This window comes from Comamonas sp. DB36 (genome assembly GCF_057914905.1).
This window is the reverse complement of sequence record NZ_CP196633.1, coordinates 25,790-44,272: the sequence shown is the minus strand read 5'-3', so window position 1 is coordinate 44,272 and position 18,483 is coordinate 25,790. Positions and strand designations below refer to the sequence as shown.

Here is an 18,483-nt window from a genome sequence, read left to right as displayed (position 1 = left end):
CCAGGGTCTTCAGGGTGTGAACGGCCAGCGATTCTTGCGCGCCGCAGCTGCATTTCGCCGGCCGCGCCGCGCGCGCTGCCCGGCTTTGGCCAGGGCAGGGGGATAGGATTGAACAAACAGATAACAAGCGGATCTCCAGTGGCGATGCCGCTATTCTGTGAGTGGCGTCCTTTTGGATATGTGCTTTTTGTGCCGATAATTGGCACATTAACGCCACGTTTTTGCATGTTGGGACTTGATGTCTTCCTCCGCTCCACTGCTCTCGCAGGCCCTGCTGCCGGGCCCGATCACGTTCGTGCTGTTCCCGCAGTTTGCGATGATGGCGCTGGCTTCGGCGATTGAGCCGCTGCGCATCGCCAACCGCTATTTGTCGACACCTTATGTCTGGAAGCTGCTGTCCCTGGATGGGGCGGCGGTCACCGATGGCAATGGCATCTCGATCCAGCCCCAAGGCTCGGTATTCGATGAGGCCGAACCGGGAAGCGTGATCCTGTGCGCGGATATTCAGCCCGAGCGCTACTACTCGCGTGAGCTGCGCCGCTGGCTGCACCAGGCCCATGGCAGCGGCGCCACGCTGGGAGCGCTCGATACTGCTGGCTTTTTACTGGCCCGTGCGGGCCTGCTGGATGGACGCCGGGCCACGGTGCATTGGGAGGTTGTGGAGGCGTTTCGCGAACGCTTTCCCAAAGTGGTGGTGGCGCAAACCCTGTTTGAAATCGATGCGCGGCGCCTGACCTGCGCCGGAGGCACGGCGGCCATCGACATGATGCTCAGTGCCGTCGCCATCGACCATGGACTGGAACTCGCCAACCGGGTCGCCGAGCACTGCCTGCATGACCGCATCCGTCCCGGCGACCTGGCCCAGCGCATGGAGCTCACCACGCGCAGTCGCATCCACCACCCGGCCTTGGCCCGTGCCATGCGCTTTCTTGAAAGCACACCCGAGCGGTTGATAGGCGTGCCCGAGCTCGCCGAGCATGTCGGCGTCTCGACGCGCCAGCTGCTGCGCCTGTTTGCACAGATTGTCGGCGAAGGCCCCAGCCGCTACCACCGGCGCCTGCGGCTGGAGCACGCGCGCAGCCTGCTGCGCCATACTGCGATAACGGTCACTGAAGCGTCTGTGGCGGTAGGTTTCGAATCCCTGACCCATTTTTCCCGCGCCTATCGACAACAATACGGACTGTCGCCCAGCGAGGATCGCAGCCCGAAATCCAAGAGCCCGCCTTTGCTGCGCGACCGGGCCTAGCGCCCTCAGCCGATGCCGGCCTGCTGCCCGTGCTGCTGCATCCATTCCTCAGCCTGACGCCCCGGGCCGGTGCGTGAGCACATCGCGCCCGTTGCGGGGCTGTTGTCCAGCCTTCGCTCCACATCTTTTGCATAGCGTCCGAACCGTTCGGCGAGCAGATCGACGTAAGGCGTCGTCGGGATGTCTCGCAAGGTGATGAAGGTCATGACGCTGGGTTGAAATTCCTGGCTCATCTGCAATTTGCGCACTTTGTCGGTGCACTGCCGATACGCGCTCTCGGGAACGACGGTCAGCATCCGGCTGCCGGCTGCGAGGTTCAGGCCAATGTGAAACGAGTTGGTTTCTATGCGGGCCTCGGGCGGGGGCAGCCCTGCCGTGAGAAACATCCGCTCCACTGCCTGGCGGGTGGTGCTGCGCGCAGGCATCAGTATCCATGGGTGCTGCAGCGATTCTTCCAGGGTCACCTTGCGTCGGCGAACCAGCGGGTTGTCTATCGCCGCCACCACCACGCGGCGCTCCTCCCACAGATGCGAGATGCGGAACTGGTGGATCTGCTGCGGCGCGACTTCGCTGTCGAGGCTGCTCACGACGCAATCGACTTCGCCGTTGACCAGCATGGTCAAAAGTTCTCCGACGGACCCCAGTCGCAGCGCAATCCGCGGCAAAGTGGCGTCGGCCTCCAGATTTGCAACCACTTCGCGCAAGGCTTCCAGACCTACCAGGGGGACGATGCCCAAGCGCACCAACGGCAGGTCTTCCTTGGCGCTGAGGGTCGCAGTCGCCGCGACCAGGGCCCCCAAGGCCACGCGCATGCGGCTCAGCGCATTGATGCCGGCGGCATTCAGCCGCCCCCCGCGATGGGAGCGATCCAGGAGTGTCCGCCCGAAGGCTTCCTCGATCTCATGCAGCATGTTGGTGGCGCCCGGCTGGCTGACGCCCAGGACTGCAGCACCGGCGCTGAGCGAGCCATTTTTCTCGATCTGATCGAGCAGCTGCAGATGGCGCACGCGCAGGCGGCCTATGCGCACGCTCAATGGCAGCGCCGGCGTGGATTGTTCTGGCGCCGTGCCTGGGGCCGCAAGGGGTGGCTGGGTCATATCAATTTCAGATGACTGATTCAGAAATGAGTATTTGTTCATTATGGTTGATGCGGCATACGATGGCCTTCCAATCATTGAAAACAGGTGCCGCGATGAAAACCCAACTCGCCCTGAACCGGCGACATGTCTTGCACACCCTGGGCGCAGCAAGCCTCGGTGTGGCGCTTCCTGCTGCGGCACAGCAGGGCTTTCCCAGCCGCCCCCTGCGAGTTGTTCTGGGCTTGCCGGCCGGCGGCGCGGCAGATGTGGTCATCCGTCTGATGGGCGAACAGCTGGCGAGAGCGCTGGGCCAGCCCGTGCTCATAGAGAACCGGCCCGGCGGCCTGTACCAGCTGGCGGTGCAGACGGTGTTGGGTCAACCCGCCGACGGCCACACGCTGATGTACGTGAATTCCAGTTTCGCGGCGGTGCAAGCCGTGCACCAGCGCTTCGATCTCACGCGCGACTTCCTGCCGTTGCTGAAAGTGAATGAAACCCCCGGCCTGGTGGTGGTCAGCGCCAACTCGCCCTTCAAGACGATCAAGGAACTGCTGGACTATGGGCGCGCCCATCCGAAGAAGCTCACCTACGGGATCCTGGGCGCGGGCAGTTACGAGCACCTGAGCGGATTGGCCTTCGAGCAGGCCGCAGGCTTCGAGGGCCTTGCCGTTCCGTACAAGGGCGGACCGGAAATGGTCAATGCCGTCATGGCCGGCGATCTGCACTTCACCATGATCAATGTGGTGACTGCGATGCAGTTCATTCCGTATCGCAAGTTGCGGGCGCTGGCCACGCGGGACTCGGAACGCGTTAAATCCTTGCCGGATGTACCGACGCTCGCCGAAGCCGGGGCAGCGCTGCCGCTGTCGAGACTGTGGGGTGGCTATGTGGTGCGCGCCGGCACGCCGCCCGCCGTGGTCCAGCGCCTGCAAAAGGAGATCAGGACGGCCTTGGAAACGCCCGCCGTGGCCGAGAAGCTCAAAGGTTTTGGCCTCATCAGCGACTTCAGCCGGAGTTCGGACGAATTCAGCCGCTTGATCCAACGTGAGGTGACCACCATGGCGGCGCTGGGCAAGCGTCTGGATTTCAACAGGAACTGAGCAGAGCCTGCCTGCCCAGGCAAACGCCGGCCAGGCCTGCACGGCGCGTTTTTCACCACAGAAAGCCCATCATGAGTCAATTCACCGGCACCACCGCAATGCCGCCATCCACCGCCGCGCTGCACGGCATTGTCGTGCTGGACTTCTCGCACGTCATTGCCGGACCTTTTTCGACCTATTATCTTTCGGCCCTTGGGGCCCGCGTCATCAAGGTGGAGAACCCGCACCGGGGCGACTCCATGCGGCGCAAGCCCCATTCCTTTGCCTCGCTGAACCACGGCAAGGAGGTCGTCACCATCGATTTGGCGACCAGTGCGGGACAGGCGCAGGCCTGGGCGCTGTTCGAGCAGGCCGACGTGATGGTCGACAACATGCGCCCGGGCGTGCTGGAGAAGTTCGGCTTCGGCGAGGCCCAGGCACGGGCGCGCAAGCCGGAACTGATCCATTGCGCCATCAGCGGCTACGGGCGTGGCAGCACCTGGGCCGACCGCCCGACCTACGACCATGTGATCCAGGCGGCTTCCGGCATGAGCCTGCTGGCGGGCGGGGAGAACGACGGCCCGATCAAGGTGGGGTTTCCGGTGGTGGACACCATCACCGGCATCCTGGCCGCGCTGGCCATCATCGCCGCCATCCGCCGACGTGATCTCACGGGTCTGGGCGAAAGCATCGACGTGTCCATGCTCGGGGCGGCCCTGCAGCTCATGTACCCCATGACCGTCGATGTGATGGCGACCGGGTGCGCGCCGCCACGTGTCGGCAACGTGGGGTATTCCGGCAGCCCCGGGGCGCAGACCTTCGCGTGTGATGACGGCCAGATTGCCGTGGGTGCCAACACGCCCCAGCAGATGCTGCAACTGGCAACGGTCCTGGGCATAGGGCAGCAGGTCAGCAGTTTGCTGGCCGGCCAGACCCGTGGCTTTGTGAACTCGCCCCATGGCCCCGAGTTGCGCGCACTGCTGGAGGAGAAAATCAGCCAGCAGTCGGCCAAGGATCTGGAGACCCGCCTGAATGCGGCCGGTGTGCCGGCCGCCTGGGTGCGCAACCTGGGTCAGTGCATTGCAGAGGCCGTTGCCAATGACCTGGTGGAGCAGTGGGCCCTGCCTGAGGCTTCGGCGGTGAAGGTTCCCGGGCTGGGATTCCGCGCACAAGGACTGTATGGCGGCTTGCCTTCACCGTATCCACCGGCCGCCGCGCATGGCCTCGCGTGAGGCATATCCAGGCATTAGAACAAGGACCAATAGCATGCAAATCGACAACCCTTTGATCGCCCCCAGCCGACAAGGCATCATGGTCGGCTTTCCACCGCCGCCCGACAAACGGGTGAGCCGGGAAAACGGCTACCAGCCCGACCACCTCGGCTGGCGCAACCAGAACCCCACGCGCATGTATCCCACGGCACGCATCTCTCGCGGTGACGCACCGATCATGCCTTTGCCGGCCGGCGAGCCACTGGCCATTGATGCGCTGCGGGTAGCGGTGGACGACGGGTCGGAACTGTCCTATGCCGAGGTACTGGAGCGCACCGGCGTCGACTCCATGCTGGTGATGCACCGCGGCAAGGTGGTTTACGAAGGCTACTACGGCGACATGAACGCCACCAAAGTGCACGCCATGTACTCGTGCACCAAGAGCGTGGTGGGCTTGCTGGTGGAGACCTTGATCTTCGAAGGCGTGCTGCGCGAAGACCTGCCCGCCAGCGTCTATGTACCAGAGCTGATTTCATCGCCCCTTGGCAGCGCCACGCTGCGGCAGCTGCTGGACATGCGTGCCCATTTCAAGTTTTCCGATGCGCCCAAGGTGCCCGGGCAGGTGCAGGTGGACTACATCCGCGGCCTGGGCTTCATGCCGCGCCCAGCGGACTACGCCGGCCCCAATGGCGTTTACGAATTGCTGGTCAATGCCCGTCCCATGGGCGAGCATGGCGGTCTGTTTCGTTACGACAACGGAAGCACGGACACGCTGGGCTGGATACTGCGCAAGGTGACCGGCCAGCCACTGGATGAGATCATCGGCCAGAGGATCTGGTCCCGGCTGGGCGCGCAGCGCGATGCGAGCATCTCCATCGATGCCGGCGGCGTGGAATGGGCGGGGGCCGGCATGAGCGCGACGCTGCAGGATTTCGCCCGTCTGGGCGAGATGCTGCGCTGCCACGGGGCATTCAACGGCCAGCAGATCCTGCCCGAAGCCGTGTACCGCAAGATAGGCCAGGGAGGCGACCCCAGCATTTTTGGCGAGGCGGCAAGCGTCACTCCCGGCGGATCCTACCGCAGCCAGTTGTGGTTCTACCACGACCGCCACGCATCTTTTGCCTGTCGCGGGCAATACGGCCAGCGGCTGTGGGTGGCGCCGCAGGCACAGGTGCTGATCGCCCAGTTTGCCGCGGATGCACGCCTGGCCGCGATGGAGCCCTTGCGTCTGCGCGGCTTTCAGGCCATCGCGGATGAACTGTCGCGCCGCTAATATGCCGGCTCGGTTGCTTGGCCAAGGGCAGGCCAGAAAGAGGGGCGGCATCTGAGACTTCGGCGGCAGCGATTGACCTGCAGGTCCGGCCTGGGACATGCGGCGGGATGCGCGCCCAGGCGGCTCACCCGTCAACCGGCACGCCAAGGACAGCATCCATGTGGATGAAGTCCGGCAGACTTTGGGTCGAGATTTCAACTCCGTTGGGTCAGAGGAAGCGCTCACCCGCTGCACCATTTTGTTGATTTGGCGCAAAAGCTTGACTCTGCGGCCGCGTTATCTCATCCGTTCGTGATATTTTCTCGTGCCTTGCCTTTTCCTCGGTGCCAAACGCCGATGTTTGCTGCAGGCTACTCGTCTGCAGCCTCCGTGATGCCGTGTTTTTCTCGGCGCTGCTGCAACAGACCTACCGCGGATCACGGGCTTTGGTTGAATTATCTTCCCCGGGTCATGGCTGACCCTGGTCAACGCGCGTCCAGACAAAGGAGGGCACAGGGGTAGACCTGCACCAGAGCTGGATGGGGAAACATATGCCGATGAATGACACGTTAGGTCCGCCAGATGTCTGTGATTGCTCCGTCCCCTGAAAAAGCACGTGGCCGCCTTTTGTGGGGGCCTGAGTCCTCGTCTCCTTTGACCGACGAGACGCAGCATCTGGAGCGCTGGCGCCGTCGCACCTGGCAGCTGCACACGTCGGTGCTGGTGAGTCACTTGTATGCCTTTGGACTGTTTCTTGGTCACAGCTGGGCTGGCTATGCCCCGTTGCAGGCGGTGTTGCTTTACGGGCTGTGGGTGGGTCTGGGCATGGCCTTCATCACCTGGGCCTACTCCAGTGGCTGGAGCCGTTCGAGGCGGGATCCAGGTTTGTTTCTGGTGCACCAGTTGCTGGCGGTGACTGGTGTTCTAGGCTTGCTCATCGCAGCGCCTCAGGCGGCTTTTCAGGGGCTGGTCATGTTGCTGGTCTTCAGCACGGATGGATTTCTGGCCCGCCGGCGCACCAGCTTCTGGCTGACCTGGGGGGGCACGCTCATCGCCGTGGTGGTGATCATCGCGTGGCTGGGACCGCAGATGCGCATGACGACGGATACGCGGGCCGGTCAGGCCTTGGCCATCGGTGTCATGTTCGGTGCTGTCGTTCGCTGCAGTATCCTGGTCACATACTTTCGCAGCATGCAGTACCGTCTCGGTGCAAGCAATGAAAAGCTGGCAGTCGCGCTGAGTCAGATCGAAGAGTTGGTGCGCAAGGACGATTTGACTGGCGTGGCGAACAGGCGAGGCATTATCGAGCGCTTGCAGCAAAGCCTTGATGCCGCCCAACGTGATGGCGCGGTGCTTTGCGTGGCGCTGCTGGATATCGACCATTTCAAACAGGTCAACGACTGCTATGGCCACTACGGTGGAGACCAGGTGCTGCGTGCTTTTGGGCAGCTTTTGTCAGCGCAGTTGCGCAGCATGGATTGCGTGGGACGATACGGGGGAGAAGAGTTTCTCCTGGTGTTGCCTGGCACGAAATCGGCTCAGGCGCAGATAGTTCTGGAGCGCATTCGACAACACATCGAATCCTTGCCATGGCCACAAATGGTCCATCAGGACCTTCAAGTGACATGCACGTTGGGAGTGGCTCAGTATCGGCCTGGAGAAGCCCTGGAAGCGCTGGTTTCGCGTGCGGATGCCGCCATGTACCGTGGCAAGGAAGCGGGGCGTAATTGTGTGATGACGGAAGAACGCTAAGGCATTAGCGGCTTGCCGCCTTTCCAGGCACAGGTTTCCTATGGTCTTGCAGAGGCGGTTGCGATATCTGCATGGAACCCGGCGACCAGACGTACGAACAGCAAGTGGCTGCATCGAATCGCTGCGGAGTACAAGAGGCTACGGTGCCGCGCTGGTGCAGCCTTGATCTTCGTCGCGCGTTCGTCGCAGGCAAGCGGCCTATGACAGCGATGCGTCCGTTGATCAGGGCGCACATGCTTGGGCGACCCTGCCGGGGCAAGGCGTGAGCGTGCCTGCCGGTGCGCGGCGGACCGCCGGGCCGGCGCGTCTTAAGCCGGGGCAAATCTTCGCCTGCGACGATCCGGCCCATGAACGATCTTGCACGCAATGCACCACCCCAGCCGGCCACCGATCATGCCCAGGGCGTTCCTGCCCGGTGGTCGCTGCGCCGTTCATTGACACTGGCCGGCGCAGCAGCGGCCGTTGCCGCAGCCACGCTGGTCGCGCTGGGCATGGACTGCGCGATCTATCTGGCCTTCACGGGTGAGCCGGCCTCGCTGGTGGCGGTGGTGCGGCAGGTGCCGCAGTGGTTGTGCGGCGTGCTGCGCGTTTGCTCCGCATAATGGAACCCGGTCCGCATCCTGGCGCGGACAGAGGGAGGAGCCTGTGCGCGTGTTGTTTGTGGAGGATGATGTGCTGCTGGGGCAGGCCCTGGCGGCGGGGTTGCGCCAGATCGGCCATGCGGCCGACTGGTTCACCAACGGCAGCGACGCCGATGGCGCCCTGCTGGCCACGCCTTACGACGCCGTGGTGCTGGATCTGGGCCTGCCTGGTGGCGACGGCCTGGTGTGGCTGCGCCGCTGGCGCGACCGCGGCATACAGCTTCCGGTGCTGGTGCTGACCGCGCGCGACGGCGTCGACCAGCGCATCGCCGGTTTGGACTGCGGCGCTGACGATTACCTGCTCAAGCCGATCACGCTGGACGAACTGGCGGCGCGGCTGCGCGCCTTGCTGCGGCGCTCCTCGGGCCGCGCCCAGCCGACCTGGCGGCACGGAGCGCTGGAATACGATCCCGCGAGCAAGTTCGTGCGCTGGAAGGGCCAGGGCGTGGACCTCACGGCCAGGGAGCTGGCGCTGCTCGAAGCCCTGATGCTAGATCCACAACGCGTGCTGTCCAAAGCCCTGCTGCATGAAAAGCTCTATGACTGGAGCGATGCCGAACCCGAAGGCAATGCGCTCGAGGTCCATGTCCACCACCTGCGCCGCAAAATCGATCCCGCCATCGTGCGCACGGTGCGCGGCGTGGGCTATGCGATGGGCGCACTTGAGTCCATGCCATGAGCCTTCAGCGCCGGCTGATGCTCTATCTCCTGGTCTGCGCACCCCTGGTATGGGCTGCCGCAGTCTGGATGTCGATCGACCGCTCGCGCCATGAAGTCAATGAGCTCTACGACACCGAACTCATACGCCTGGCCCGGCAGATTCACGCGATCATCTTGCCGTCCCTTCCCATGTCGGGCCAGGCCAGCTTTCCGCCGTTGCCCAAGGCGGGCGCGGCCGACAGCGGCGAAGGCGATGTGCGCGATCTGGCGGTGGTGGTCTGGGACCGCGAGGGAAACATCCTGGTCTCGGATCGCGAAGGCGAGGACCTGCCGTTTCGGGCCAATGCGGTGGGCTTCGTTGATGAGACGGTGGGTGGGGAGGCATGGCGCATCTACTACCTGCAGTCCACATCGGGTCAGTCGCTGGTGGCCGTGGGACAGGGGCTGTACGAACGCAGCGAGCTGGTCTACGCGCTGGTCGCCAGTCAGATCCTGCCCTGGCTGCTGGTGCTGCCGCTGCTGCTGCTGGTCATGGCCTGGGCAGTGCGCCGGGCGCTGGCCCCCATCCATGCGCTGACGGATGACCTGCACCGCCGCGATGCCGCAGATCTGGCGCCGGTGGCGGCAGAGCGCGCGCCGGCGGAGCTCAAGCCGCTGCTGGGTGCGATCAACAGTCTGTTCGAGCGCATCGGCAGCCTGCTGTCCCGCGAACGCCGTTTCACCGCCGATGCCGCGCACGAACTGCGCACGCCGCTGGCGGTGCTGCGTGCGCAATGGGATGTGGTCAAGCGCTCGAGCAGCGACAGCGAGCGCTTGCAGGCGCAGCAGCAGATGGATGCCGGGCTGACGCGCATGGACCGGCTGGTGACGCAGATGCTGGCGCTGTCGCGCGCCGAGACGGCAAGCGCCGAACTGCTGGGCACGGAGATCGATTGGCCGCCTGTTGTCGAGCAAATCTTCAGCGATTGCCTGCCTCTGGCCGACCGCCGCCATATAGAACTCGCCTGCGAATGGCCGGCTGCCGGCCGGCCGGCGCTGCCGCTGATCGGCGACACCCATTTGCTGACGGTGTTGCTGCGCAACCTGGTGGACAATGCGGCGCGCTATGCGCCGGGCGGCAGCACCGTGCTGCTGCGCATGGGCGAAAAACAGATCGCGGTGGAAAATGGCGGCGGCCCGCTGTCTGCCGAACAGCTGGCTGGGCTGGGCCAGCGCTTCCACCGCCAGCCAGGTCAGCAGGAGGGCGGCAGCGGCCTGGGCGTTTCGATCGCGCAGCGCATCGCGGCGCTGCACGGCCTGCAGCTGGAGTACGACGCCGGCGCGGGCGACGCGGTGCGCGCCACCGTCCGTTTCTGCGAACTCATTTCTCCTTGATCCTGTCAAGCAACTGGCGCGCTTCGTCGCGCCGGCCGGTGTCCGCCACCAGACGCCCCGGGCGCGGCGGTGCCTGCAGCGCCCGTTCCAGGTAGACCACCGCCTTTTCCGGCTGCTTGGTCTCGACCAGGTATTCGCCGTAGAAGAAGTTCGGGTCGATTCCCTTGGGGTTGAGAGACAAGGCTTTTTGCAGCAGCTCGCTGGCCTTGGCCTTGTCGCCGAAGCCCACGGGCCAGCCGGGCACCTTGTAATAGAGCACGCCCAGGCTGTTGTACGCCGAGCCTTCGAGCGCATTGCCGTCGATCTGGATGGCGGCCTCGTACAGCGCCTTGGCCTGCTTGACCAGGCCCAGCGCGGACAGCCCGCCTTTCTCGCCCGCGTATGAACTGACGATGATGCCCTCCCATATCAGCGCCTCGCCGCGGCCGGGAAAGGCGGTGCTGACCTGGTGTGCCTTGGCTGCCAAGGCCTCGAAGCGCTTTTCGCGCTCGGCGGCGGCAGTCTGGTAGCGGACCACTTCCCAGTCGCGCTGCAGGCCCGCGACCGCCTCTTCCAGGGGGGAGGGCTGCGCTGCCCAGGCAAGCGCGCCGCCGCAAGCCAACAAAGCGGCGCCCGCTGCGCGCAGGAACGTCTTGCGATCAATGTGCATTTTTCATCTCCTCGGTGCCGGTAGCGGCAGGATTTATCGAGAGCCCGGGCAAGCTGGCCCGGTGCTTGGCGAATGCGCCGTCCAGCAGTGTGGGCAGCAGGCCATTGACACGTACGCCCAGCTTCTCGGGCCAGCCGAGAAAGCGCTCCGCCGTGCCTGCCTCCAGCATCCGCAGCAGGGCCTGGGCGACGACCTCGGGCGAGTCCATGGCGCTTGCCGTGGCCTGGTTGTAGTCCGTGGCCTGGGCGCTGTTGAATGCCGTGCGCGTGCTGCGCGGACCCAGGTATTGCACGCGCACCGCGGTATCTGCGAGTTCGCGGCGCAGCGCCTGGGCAAAACCGCGCAGGCCGAACTTGCTGGCGCAGTAAACGCTGAATCCCGGCAGACCCATGGCTCCCAGGACCGAGCCCACACAGATGACCTGCGCCTGCGGCAGGCTGCGAAGATGGGGCAGCAGGGCTTGCGTGAGCAGCATCGGGGCCAGCAGGTTGGTGCTCAGGAGTCGGGACATCGTGTCCGCGTCGGTGTTGTCGAAGCGGCCGAACTCCGCGACTCCGGCGCAGTGAACGATCACATTGCATTGCCAATCGGCCGCCTTCGCGGCCAGCGACGCGATCGATGTGCCTTGCTGCAGATCGGCTTCGTGCCAATCGACCTTGGCCGCCGGCAGGCGCTGCTGCAGAGCCCGCGCCTGCGCGGACAACCGGGCGGGCGAGCGGCTCGTCAGCAGCAGGGACGCGCCGGCATGGGCCAAGGCCGTGGCGATCGCCTGGCCTATGCCGCCGCCTGCGCCGGTCAGCAGCACGCGTGCGCTGTCGGGGTTCATGGCGCGATCCCGCAGGCCGCTGCATGCTCCTGGGGCAGAGGCAGGCTGCGGAACACATCGCCGTACAGGCGAAAGAAGACGCGCGCGGCATGAATGATGTCGGCCTGGTCGCGCGGGTCCGTGATCTGGTCCATCAGCAGCTGGAAGTGCTGCACATGCTCCTGGTCCAGCGTGCCGTGCGAGCGCAGATAGCTGAACGCGGAGTCGGGCAATCGCAGCGGCTGCTGGATCTGATCGGCGGCCAGCAGCGCCAGAGACACGCTCGTGCCTTCGAGCACATGGACCATGCCGAAGAATCCCAGAGGGTTGCGCCGGGCGATGGTGTCGTAGGCGTAGGCGACCATGACCTCGGTGGCGATGCCGGGCTGGCTGTGGCGAACGTCGCTGGATTCGCCACAGGCCTGGATGTCCTGCAGTATCCACTCGTCGTGGCCCTGCTCCTCCTCGATGTACTCCTGCAGCGCCGGCTCCAGCCATTCGCGCCCGGCCGGAATGCGCGCCTTGAAGGCCTGCATCAGCGGCACCGTGTGGCGCACATGGTGGTAGGCCTCGCGCAGGAAGGCAATGTAGCTGGGCAGCGAGACCTCGCCGCGCAGGCAGCCCTGGATGATGGGCGTGGACAGCAGCGCCATGCGGTCGGGCTCGGTCTGCGTGAGAAGTTGTTGGTGAAAGCTCATGAAGTCTCCAAGGAAGGGCTATGGGGTTGGGGCATGCCGGTCAAGCCGTGGGCATGGGCCTGAAGAATCGCCGCGCGCTGCGGCCGTCCGTTGGCTGTCGCCATGCCGCTGGCCACGTCGAACGCCTGGGCGGCGCGCACCCAGCGCTGCACGCGGGCGTAGTCGGGCAGGGTGGCGTTGGCGGCATCCACCATGGCCTGCAGCGCGGCATCGGACAGCCTGGAGTCGATGGGCCAGAGGACAGCGCTGAGCGCCGGCTGGTCGTCGCCGAACACCACGGCCGTCGCGATGCCGGCTTGCTGCAGCGCGCCCTCGACCCATTCGGGTGAGACATTGCGGCCAAAGGATGTGATCAGCACGTTCTTGCGCCGGCCCTGCACGTGCAGGAATCCCTGCGCGTCGATGCTGCCGAGGTCGCCGCTGGGCCACCATTGCGGCATGGGACGGGTGTCGCCCAGGTAGCCCGCGAACAGGCTGCCCGCGATTTCGATCTCGCCATCCTGGCTGATGCGCAGGCGCGCGTGCGCCAGCGCCCGGCCCGCGCTGCCCGGCAGGTCGGCGCCTGGCAGGTTGAGGGCCTGAACGGAAGCTCCTTCGGACAGTCCGTAGCCTTCGTAGGCGGGAATGCCCAGCGCCCGGCTCGCGGCGATCAGGCCGGCGCCCGCGGCCGCGCCGCCCACGGCAACGAATTTGAGCCCGTGCGGAGCCTGCTGTCGCGTGGCGCGAAGGAAGCCGACCCACATGCGCAACATCTGCGGCAGCAAGATCAGGCTTTGCGGGCGCAGGCACAGCACTGCCGCATGGAACAGCGCCGGGTCAAAGCGTGACGAGCCGCCCAGACCCAGCTGCGACAGCGGCACGACCACGCAGGTCGTCGAGTTCAGCAGCGGTGCGCTCAGTCCGGCGATGTTCTCCAGCAGCACCGCGAAAGGCAGCACGCACAGGTGGCGCTGGATCTGCAGCGGTGCCAAGGCATCAACCACCCCGCTGGAGACAGCGTGCAGCGCCGCCGCGCGCAGGCATACGCCCTTGGGCGTGCCGGTCGTCCCCGAGGTGAAGGTGATCTTGGCCGTGCCTGCGGGCATGGGTACCTGCGCGCCCGGCATGCGTAGCAGCGCCAGCGTTTCTCCGGCCACGCTGCAGGCCCTGGCCGGCTCCATAGGCCAGGGCGCCGTGACCGGCAGCAGCAGGGCGTCCACGCCCGTCGCCTGCAAGGCGTGGCTGATCTGCTGGGGCGAGAAAAACAGCGGCAGCGGCACGTGCACTATGCCTGCGCGCTCGGCCGCACGGTCGGCCACGATCCAGGCGACGGAGTTGTCGAGCAAGGTGGCAAGAACGCGCACGTCTTCCGCGCACAACATGTCGGCAAAGCCCTCAATCGCGCCCTCGAGCTCGGCAGCGTTCCAGGTGCGGCTGCCGTCGTCCAGAACGATGGTGGTCTGTGACGCTGCTTTCATTGCGCACCTCCTGCGGACTTGGTGGCAAGCCGGCGCATTGCCTGGGGAAGGTGTCCAGCGAGCACCAGGGGACTGTGCTCGTAATAGCTTCCCCAGTTGACGGCGTCGTCGCCCAGCGCTGCCGGGTTGGCGACGCCTAGCGTCACCGGCGTCACGCCTATGCGCAGGAACAGCGAGCGCAGCTCGCGGGTCAGGGTACTGACGACCCACACGAACTCTTGCTGGGCCAGATGCGCGCTCAGCAACAGGATCAGGCGGCGGCCTTCACCGGCGCGCACGGCCGCCAGATGTCCCACCTCGACGATGGACTTGCGCTCGGGCTCAAGGCCGTTGCCGGCACCCAGCAGGGTCTCGACCGGGGCATCGAGATAGCGCTCGAGGAACAGCGGGGAGGCATGTGCCTGGCGGTATCCGGCTGCCGCGACGATGCCGGACGCATCGCGCAGAAAGACCAGCACCGGCGTGAAATGGCGCACCTGGGCACCATAGCGTTGGGCGTACACCGCGTGGATGAAAGCCTCGACCTGCGCGCGTTCCGGGTCGTTTTCACGGCAGATGTGCAGCGTGGTTTCTGGTTGCACCGAAGGCGGCGCATGAGTGTCTGCGGGTTTTCTGAGCGAGGCCATGGACATAAAAACTCCTCTGAGGAGTCGCCATGGTGCAAGGTCAAAATTTGCGCCAGCTTAAGCCGCGAGCAGGAGGCGTTTCAAAGGCGCAGCCGTCGCTGCCTCAGCGGCCGCGCAGACTGCTGGCCTGCGCGGCAAAGATCGTCTGGCCCGCCGCATCGGCAATCCGGCAATCCATGACGGCCAGGTTGCGGCCCGAGCGCAGCGCTGTCGCAGTGGCATCGATATGCGGTCCTATGCCGGGCTCGAGGAATTGTGCCGACAGGTCCAGCAGCTGCCAGTTTGCCGGCATGGCCGCGGCACTAGTCGCTGCCGCCACGCCAAGCAGCACGCCTCCCTGGACATGGCCCGAGCGATTGCCGATATGGATGCCCGATTCCACGCGGCACCGGGCCTGTCCCGGCGTGCTGGCCGGCTCGGGCAGGATGCCCCAGAACTGCTCGATGAAGCTTCCCCGGCCTGGCTGCTGGCCGGCCTGCAGCGCGCGTTCCCAGACCGTTTGCTCCGTGTCATCCAGTTCATGGGCCGACAGCACAGGCGCGGCCGCCAGCGTGCTGCTGCGCGGCATGGGGTGGTCCGCACTGCCTAGGCGGTTTTCCAGCACCGCAAACGAGGCCGCGCCGCTGCAGCACACGCTTGCATCCTCGGCATGGATATCCACGCTGGCGACCGCGGTCGGCATCGTGCCGCTGGCCGGAATCTGCTGCAGCCGCGCGACGGCCCTCAGGACGCCGTGCGTGGGCAGCGCAGCAAACGACAAGCGGATGGTCAAGGTGGCGACGCGCGCGCTCGGGCCGAATGCACTGCGCACGGCGCCCGCCAGTGCCACGTCGGCGAGGATGCTCAGTGCCGCCGGCGAGATGCGTCCATCGGCAGCCGCGCAGTGCGCGCCCACCTGCATCTCCACCACGGTGGCCGCCTTGTCGACCTGCGTGTAGGTCAGGTCGAGATAATGCCCGGCAAACATCCAGCCGGGGGTGCGGTAGGCCGCCAGTGCCTGCAGGACGCGGCGCGCGCATGGGCTGAGGTTCATGGATTCACCTGTTGGCTGATCACTCCACCGCTGCTGCGTCCCCCGCATCGGCCTTGGGGCCGGTGTAGCGGTAGGGAATGGAGGTCGGCATAGGTCCCTTGATGCGGTGGCCTTGCTGCGACTGCTCCCAGGCATGGGACAGAATGCCGACCGAGCGCGAGAGGATGAAAATGCCGCGTGCCAGCGCCGGGGCAAAGCCCAGCTCGCCATAGACTGCCGCGGTCACGCCGTCGATGTTCATGGGCAGCGCCTTGCCGGTGCGCCGCTGGATGCCGCGCTCCACCGCGCGCGAGATGCGGGCATAGGTGCCCGCCACATGACCTTGCTCGGCGGCCTCGTTGACCAGGGCCAGCAGCGGCGCCACGCGCGGATCGATGGGATGGAAGCGGTGGCCGAAGCCGGGAATGATCTTGCCGTGTTCCGCCACGAAGGCCTCCAGGCCCTGGTCGACGGCGCGGTCCAGCAGCGCTTCAGGGTGGGGGCCCGGCCCCTCGGGCAGCAACTGCGCAATGCTTTGGTAGAGCATCAGGCATTGCTCGCCTGCACCGCCATGCACGTCGTCCAGCACATTGATGGCCGAGGCCATGGCGCCATTGAGCGGCAGCCCGCAGGTGACCGACATCCGGGCAATCGCAATCGAGGGCGCCTGGGGGCCGTGGTCGACCGCCGCCACCAGCGTAGCTTCGAGCAGGCGCGCCTGCTCGGCGCTGGGCAGGTCGCCGCGCAGCATCAGCCAGATCATCTGCGGGAAGCTGATCTTGCCGATGAGATCCTGGATAGGGATGCCGCGGGTATTGATCACTCCGGGACGGATGTCGATGATGGAGGTGCTCCACCAGTCGGTGGCTTGCTCGAGACGCTGTTCGGCGGATAGCGGTTGTGAGGTGTTCATCGGTCGCGCAATTGAAGGAATGAAAGGGAGGGCGGGCTCAGGCCAGGGCTGCGATGTTCAGCTCGCGCAGGATGTCATCGCCATGCTCGCCGCGCAGCGGCGGCGCGCTGGCCGGACCCGTGGCCTCGCCGTCGACATGAAAGCCGCTGCGCGCCAGCTGCAGTTCGGCCCGGCCTGCATGCCCGAAGGGCACGCTCGCAAACAGCTGGCGGTGCTTCACCTGGGGCTGGCCCAGAGCCTGCTCCATGCTCAGCACCTGTCCGGCGGGAATGCCGGCGGCATTCAGGCGGGCTTCCCAGCTCGCGGCATCGGCCGTCGACAGCTGCTGCTCGATCAGGCCCTTGAGCGCGAAGCGGTTGCTCTTGCGCGCCTCGCGCTCGGCAAAGCGGGCATCGGTCTTGAGTTCGGGCGCGCCGATGATGTCGCACAGCTGCTCGAACTGCTGCTGCTTGTTGGCGGCGATGTTGATCGGTCCATTGCCGGTGCTGAACGTGCCCGATGGGGCGGCGGTGAAATTCTCGTTGCCCATGGGCACGGGCTGCTGGCCGGCAATCAGCAGGTTGGAGACTATCCAGCCCATGGACACCAGCGTCGAGTCGAGCATGGAGACATCGAGCATCGCGCCTTCGCCGGTTTGCGCGCGGCGTACCAGTGCGGCGCAGATCGAGAACGCCGCGGTGATGCCGCCAAGCGTGTCGCACAGCGGATAGCCCACACGCAGCGGCGCGGTCTGCTCGTCTCCCGTAATGCTCATCAGCCCCGACAGGCCCTGGATGATCTGGTCGTAGGCCGGGGACTTGGCCAGCGGACCATCCTGGCCGAAGCCCGAAATGGCGCAGTACACCAGGTCCTTCTTGATCGCCTGCAGCTGCTTGCAGCCCAGGCCCAGCCGGTCCATCACGCCGGGGCGGAAGTTTTCCAGCACGACATCCGCCGTCTCGACCAGGCGCTTGAAGGTGTCTATGTCCTGCGGGTTTTTGAGGTCCAGGGCAATGGACCTCTTGCTGCCGTTTTGCGCCAGGAAGGAGGCACCCAGGGAGTGCTGGTTGAGGTCCTTGTCTGCACCGAGCTGGCGCGCCAGATCCCCTCCATCGGGTGATTCCACCTTGATGACGTCGGCACCCAGCAATGCCAGCTGATAGCCGCAAAAGGGGCCCGAAAGCACATTGGTGAGGTCGAGAACGCGGATGTTCTTCAATAGAGGGGTCATGGTCAAGTCCCGGTTGGCGGGTTGCGGTCGAGGAAGACGGAGGGGTCTCCTCCGAAATGGGTACTGATCTTGGCCGCGCCGCCCAGCAAGTGGCCCTGCATCGACTGGATGGCTTCGGGGGTGAAGCGGTGCAGCGGGCCGGATACCGACAACGCCCCTTCGAGCTTCTGGTCTACGCCGAAGACCGGGCAGGCTATGGCCGCGGTTTCCTGGTCACGTTCGCCCATCGTGAGGCACAGCAGGCCCTGGCGGATGGCGTCGTAGCGCTCGCCGGGCTCGCCGGCAAACGCCAGCAGGACATGGCCGCCGGCGCCGCGGTCCAGCGACAGCAGCTCATCTTGCTGCACGTTGTCGCTGATGGCGCGGGAAGAGGAGATGCGGTAGGCGCACAGCCGCTTGTCGCCGGCGCGGGTGTACAGCGCCGCGCTTTCCCCGGTCAGAGCCGCGAGCTCGCGCAGCACCGGCATGACGAATTCGGAGGGGTGCAGGCTGCTGCGGTAGATGGAGGCGAGCTGCAGCGGCGCCGGCCCCAGGGTGTAGATGCCTTCGCGGTCCCGATAGAGGTAGCCGGCCATTTCCAGCGATTCCGCCAGCCGCAGCACGGTGCTCTTGTAGAGCCCGGTGTGCTCGGCCAGCTGCGTGAGCGTGAAGCTGCGCCGCTGTTTGGAGAACGCGGCCAGCAGCGACAGTGCGCGGTTCACTGCGGCAACGCCGACGCCGTCGGCGTTGTCTTCCAAGGGCGTTGCAGGGGATGTTTTGCGCATGCGTGGAAATGGTGTCGTTGGAGTGGTCATTGTAAATGATGTTCTGAAAAATAAG

The 18,483-nt window shown here is 65.6% G+C and carries 18 protein-coding genes; 8 read left to right on the top strand and 10 right to left on the bottom strand.

Annotation, left to right across the window (positions count from 1 at the left end; translation table 11 throughout):
* Positions 1-238: 238 nt before the first annotated feature.
* Positions 239-1,246: a GlxA family transcriptional regulator gene (locus tag ACSVDO_RS24645; RefSeq protein WP_489597707.1), complete on the top strand. Its 1,008-nt coding sequence runs from the start codon at positions 239-241 to the stop codon at positions 1,244-1,246.
* A gap of 5 nt (positions 1,247-1,251) precedes the next feature.
* Here ACSVDO_RS24645 and ACSVDO_RS24640 read toward each other — a convergent pair whose 3' ends face one another.
* Positions 1,252-2,385 carry a LysR substrate-binding domain-containing protein gene (locus ACSVDO_RS24640; RefSeq protein WP_489597706.1) on the bottom strand — a complete coding sequence of 378 codons (1,134 nt, stop codon included), beginning with the start codon at positions 2,383-2,385 and terminating at the stop codon, positions 1,252-1,254.
* A gap of 53 nt (positions 2,386-2,438) precedes the next feature.
* On the opposite strand from ACSVDO_RS24640, the gene ACSVDO_RS24635 reads away from it, so the two are divergent.
* From ACSVDO_RS24635 to ACSVDO_RS24605, 7 genes are all read left to right on the top strand, one after another.
* Entirely contained in the window at positions 2,439-3,425 is a 987-nt protein-coding gene (locus ACSVDO_RS24635; RefSeq protein ID WP_489597705.1) for a Bug family tripartite tricarboxylate transporter substrate binding protein, read from the top strand.
* Between the two features lie 71 nt (positions 3,426-3,496).
* On the top strand, positions 3,497-4,636 hold the full coding sequence (locus tag ACSVDO_RS24630) for a CaiB/BaiF CoA transferase family protein (RefSeq protein ID WP_489597704.1): 1,140 nt from the start codon (positions 3,497-3,499) through the stop codon (positions 4,634-4,636).
* Positions 4,637-4,670: 34 nt separating this feature from the next.
* Positions 4,671-5,888, top strand: a complete 1,218-nt coding sequence (locus ACSVDO_RS24625) for a serine hydrolase domain-containing protein (protein ID WP_489597703.1) — start codon at positions 4,671-4,673, stop codon at positions 5,886-5,888.
* Positions 5,889-6,449: 561 nt separating this feature from the next.
* The gene (locus tag ACSVDO_RS24620) at positions 6,450-7,619 is read left to right on the top strand and encodes a GGDEF domain-containing protein (RefSeq protein WP_489597702.1); all 1,170 of its coding nucleotides are present in this window, start codon (positions 6,450-6,452) and stop codon (positions 7,617-7,619) included.
* 347 nt (positions 7,620-7,966) lie between these two features.
* Positions 7,967-8,221 (top strand): hypothetical protein, encoded by a 255-nt coding sequence (locus tag ACSVDO_RS24615; protein WP_489597701.1) that lies wholly within the window; start codon positions 7,967-7,969, stop codon positions 8,219-8,221.
* 43 nt (positions 8,222-8,264) lie between these two features.
* Entirely contained in the window at positions 8,265-8,939 is a 675-nt protein-coding gene (locus tag ACSVDO_RS24610) for a response regulator (protein WP_489597700.1), read from the top strand.
* Positions 8,936-10,294 (top strand): sensor histidine kinase N-terminal domain-containing protein, encoded by a 1,359-nt coding sequence (locus ACSVDO_RS24605; protein ID WP_489597699.1) that lies wholly within the window; start codon positions 8,936-8,938, stop codon positions 10,292-10,294. Before ACSVDO_RS24610 ends, ACSVDO_RS24605 begins: the two co-directional genes overlap by 4 nt.
* Here the strand turns inward: ACSVDO_RS24605 and ACSVDO_RS24600 are convergent.
* From ACSVDO_RS24600 to ACSVDO_RS24560, 9 genes are all read right to left on the bottom strand, one after another.
* Positions 10,281-10,943, bottom strand: coding sequence for a hypothetical protein (locus tag ACSVDO_RS24600; RefSeq protein WP_489597698.1), 663 nt, complete (start codon positions 10,941-10,943; stop codon positions 10,281-10,283). The two genes, ACSVDO_RS24605 and ACSVDO_RS24600, sit on opposite strands and share 14 nt — an antisense overlap.
* A complete protein-coding gene (locus tag ACSVDO_RS24595; RefSeq protein ID WP_489597697.1) occupies positions 10,933-11,769 on the bottom strand; it encodes an SDR family oxidoreductase in 837 nt (278 codons plus the stop codon). Before ACSVDO_RS24595 ends, ACSVDO_RS24600 begins: the two co-directional genes overlap by 11 nt.
* On the bottom strand, positions 11,766-12,446 hold the full coding sequence (locus ACSVDO_RS24590; RefSeq protein WP_489597696.1) for an iron-containing redox enzyme family protein: 681 nt from the start codon (positions 12,444-12,446) through the stop codon (positions 11,766-11,768). The genes ACSVDO_RS24595 and ACSVDO_RS24590 overlap by 4 nt, the downstream gene beginning before the upstream one ends.
* Entirely contained in the window at positions 12,443-13,903 is a 1,461-nt protein-coding gene (locus ACSVDO_RS24585) for an AMP-binding protein (protein WP_489597695.1), read from the bottom strand. The genes ACSVDO_RS24590 and ACSVDO_RS24585 overlap by 4 nt, the downstream gene beginning before the upstream one ends.
* On the bottom strand, positions 13,900-14,535 hold the full coding sequence (locus ACSVDO_RS24580) for a thermostable hemolysin (protein WP_489597694.1): 636 nt from the start codon (positions 14,533-14,535) through the stop codon (positions 13,900-13,902). The genes ACSVDO_RS24585 and ACSVDO_RS24580 overlap by 4 nt, the downstream gene beginning before the upstream one ends.
* A gap of 97 nt (positions 14,536-14,632) precedes the next feature.
* Positions 14,633-15,562, bottom strand: a complete 930-nt coding sequence (locus ACSVDO_RS24575; protein WP_489597693.1) for an acyl-CoA thioesterase domain-containing protein — start codon at positions 15,560-15,562, stop codon at positions 14,633-14,635.
* A gap of 19 nt (positions 15,563-15,581) precedes the next feature.
* Positions 15,582-16,454, bottom strand: coding sequence for a citryl-CoA lyase (locus ACSVDO_RS24570; protein WP_489597692.1), 873 nt, complete (start codon positions 16,452-16,454; stop codon positions 15,582-15,584).
* Between the two features lie 37 nt (positions 16,455-16,491).
* The gene (locus tag ACSVDO_RS24565) at positions 16,492-17,664 is read right to left on the bottom strand and encodes a CaiB/BaiF CoA transferase family protein (RefSeq protein WP_489597691.1); all 1,173 of its coding nucleotides are present in this window, start codon (positions 17,662-17,664) and stop codon (positions 16,492-16,494) included.
* A gap of 2 nt (positions 17,665-17,666) precedes the next feature.
* Complete coding sequence (locus ACSVDO_RS24560) at positions 17,667-18,428, bottom strand: IclR family transcriptional regulator (RefSeq protein ID WP_489597690.1); 762 nt, start codon at positions 18,426-18,428, stop codon at positions 17,667-17,669.
* Positions 18,429-18,483 lie beyond the last annotated feature (55 nt).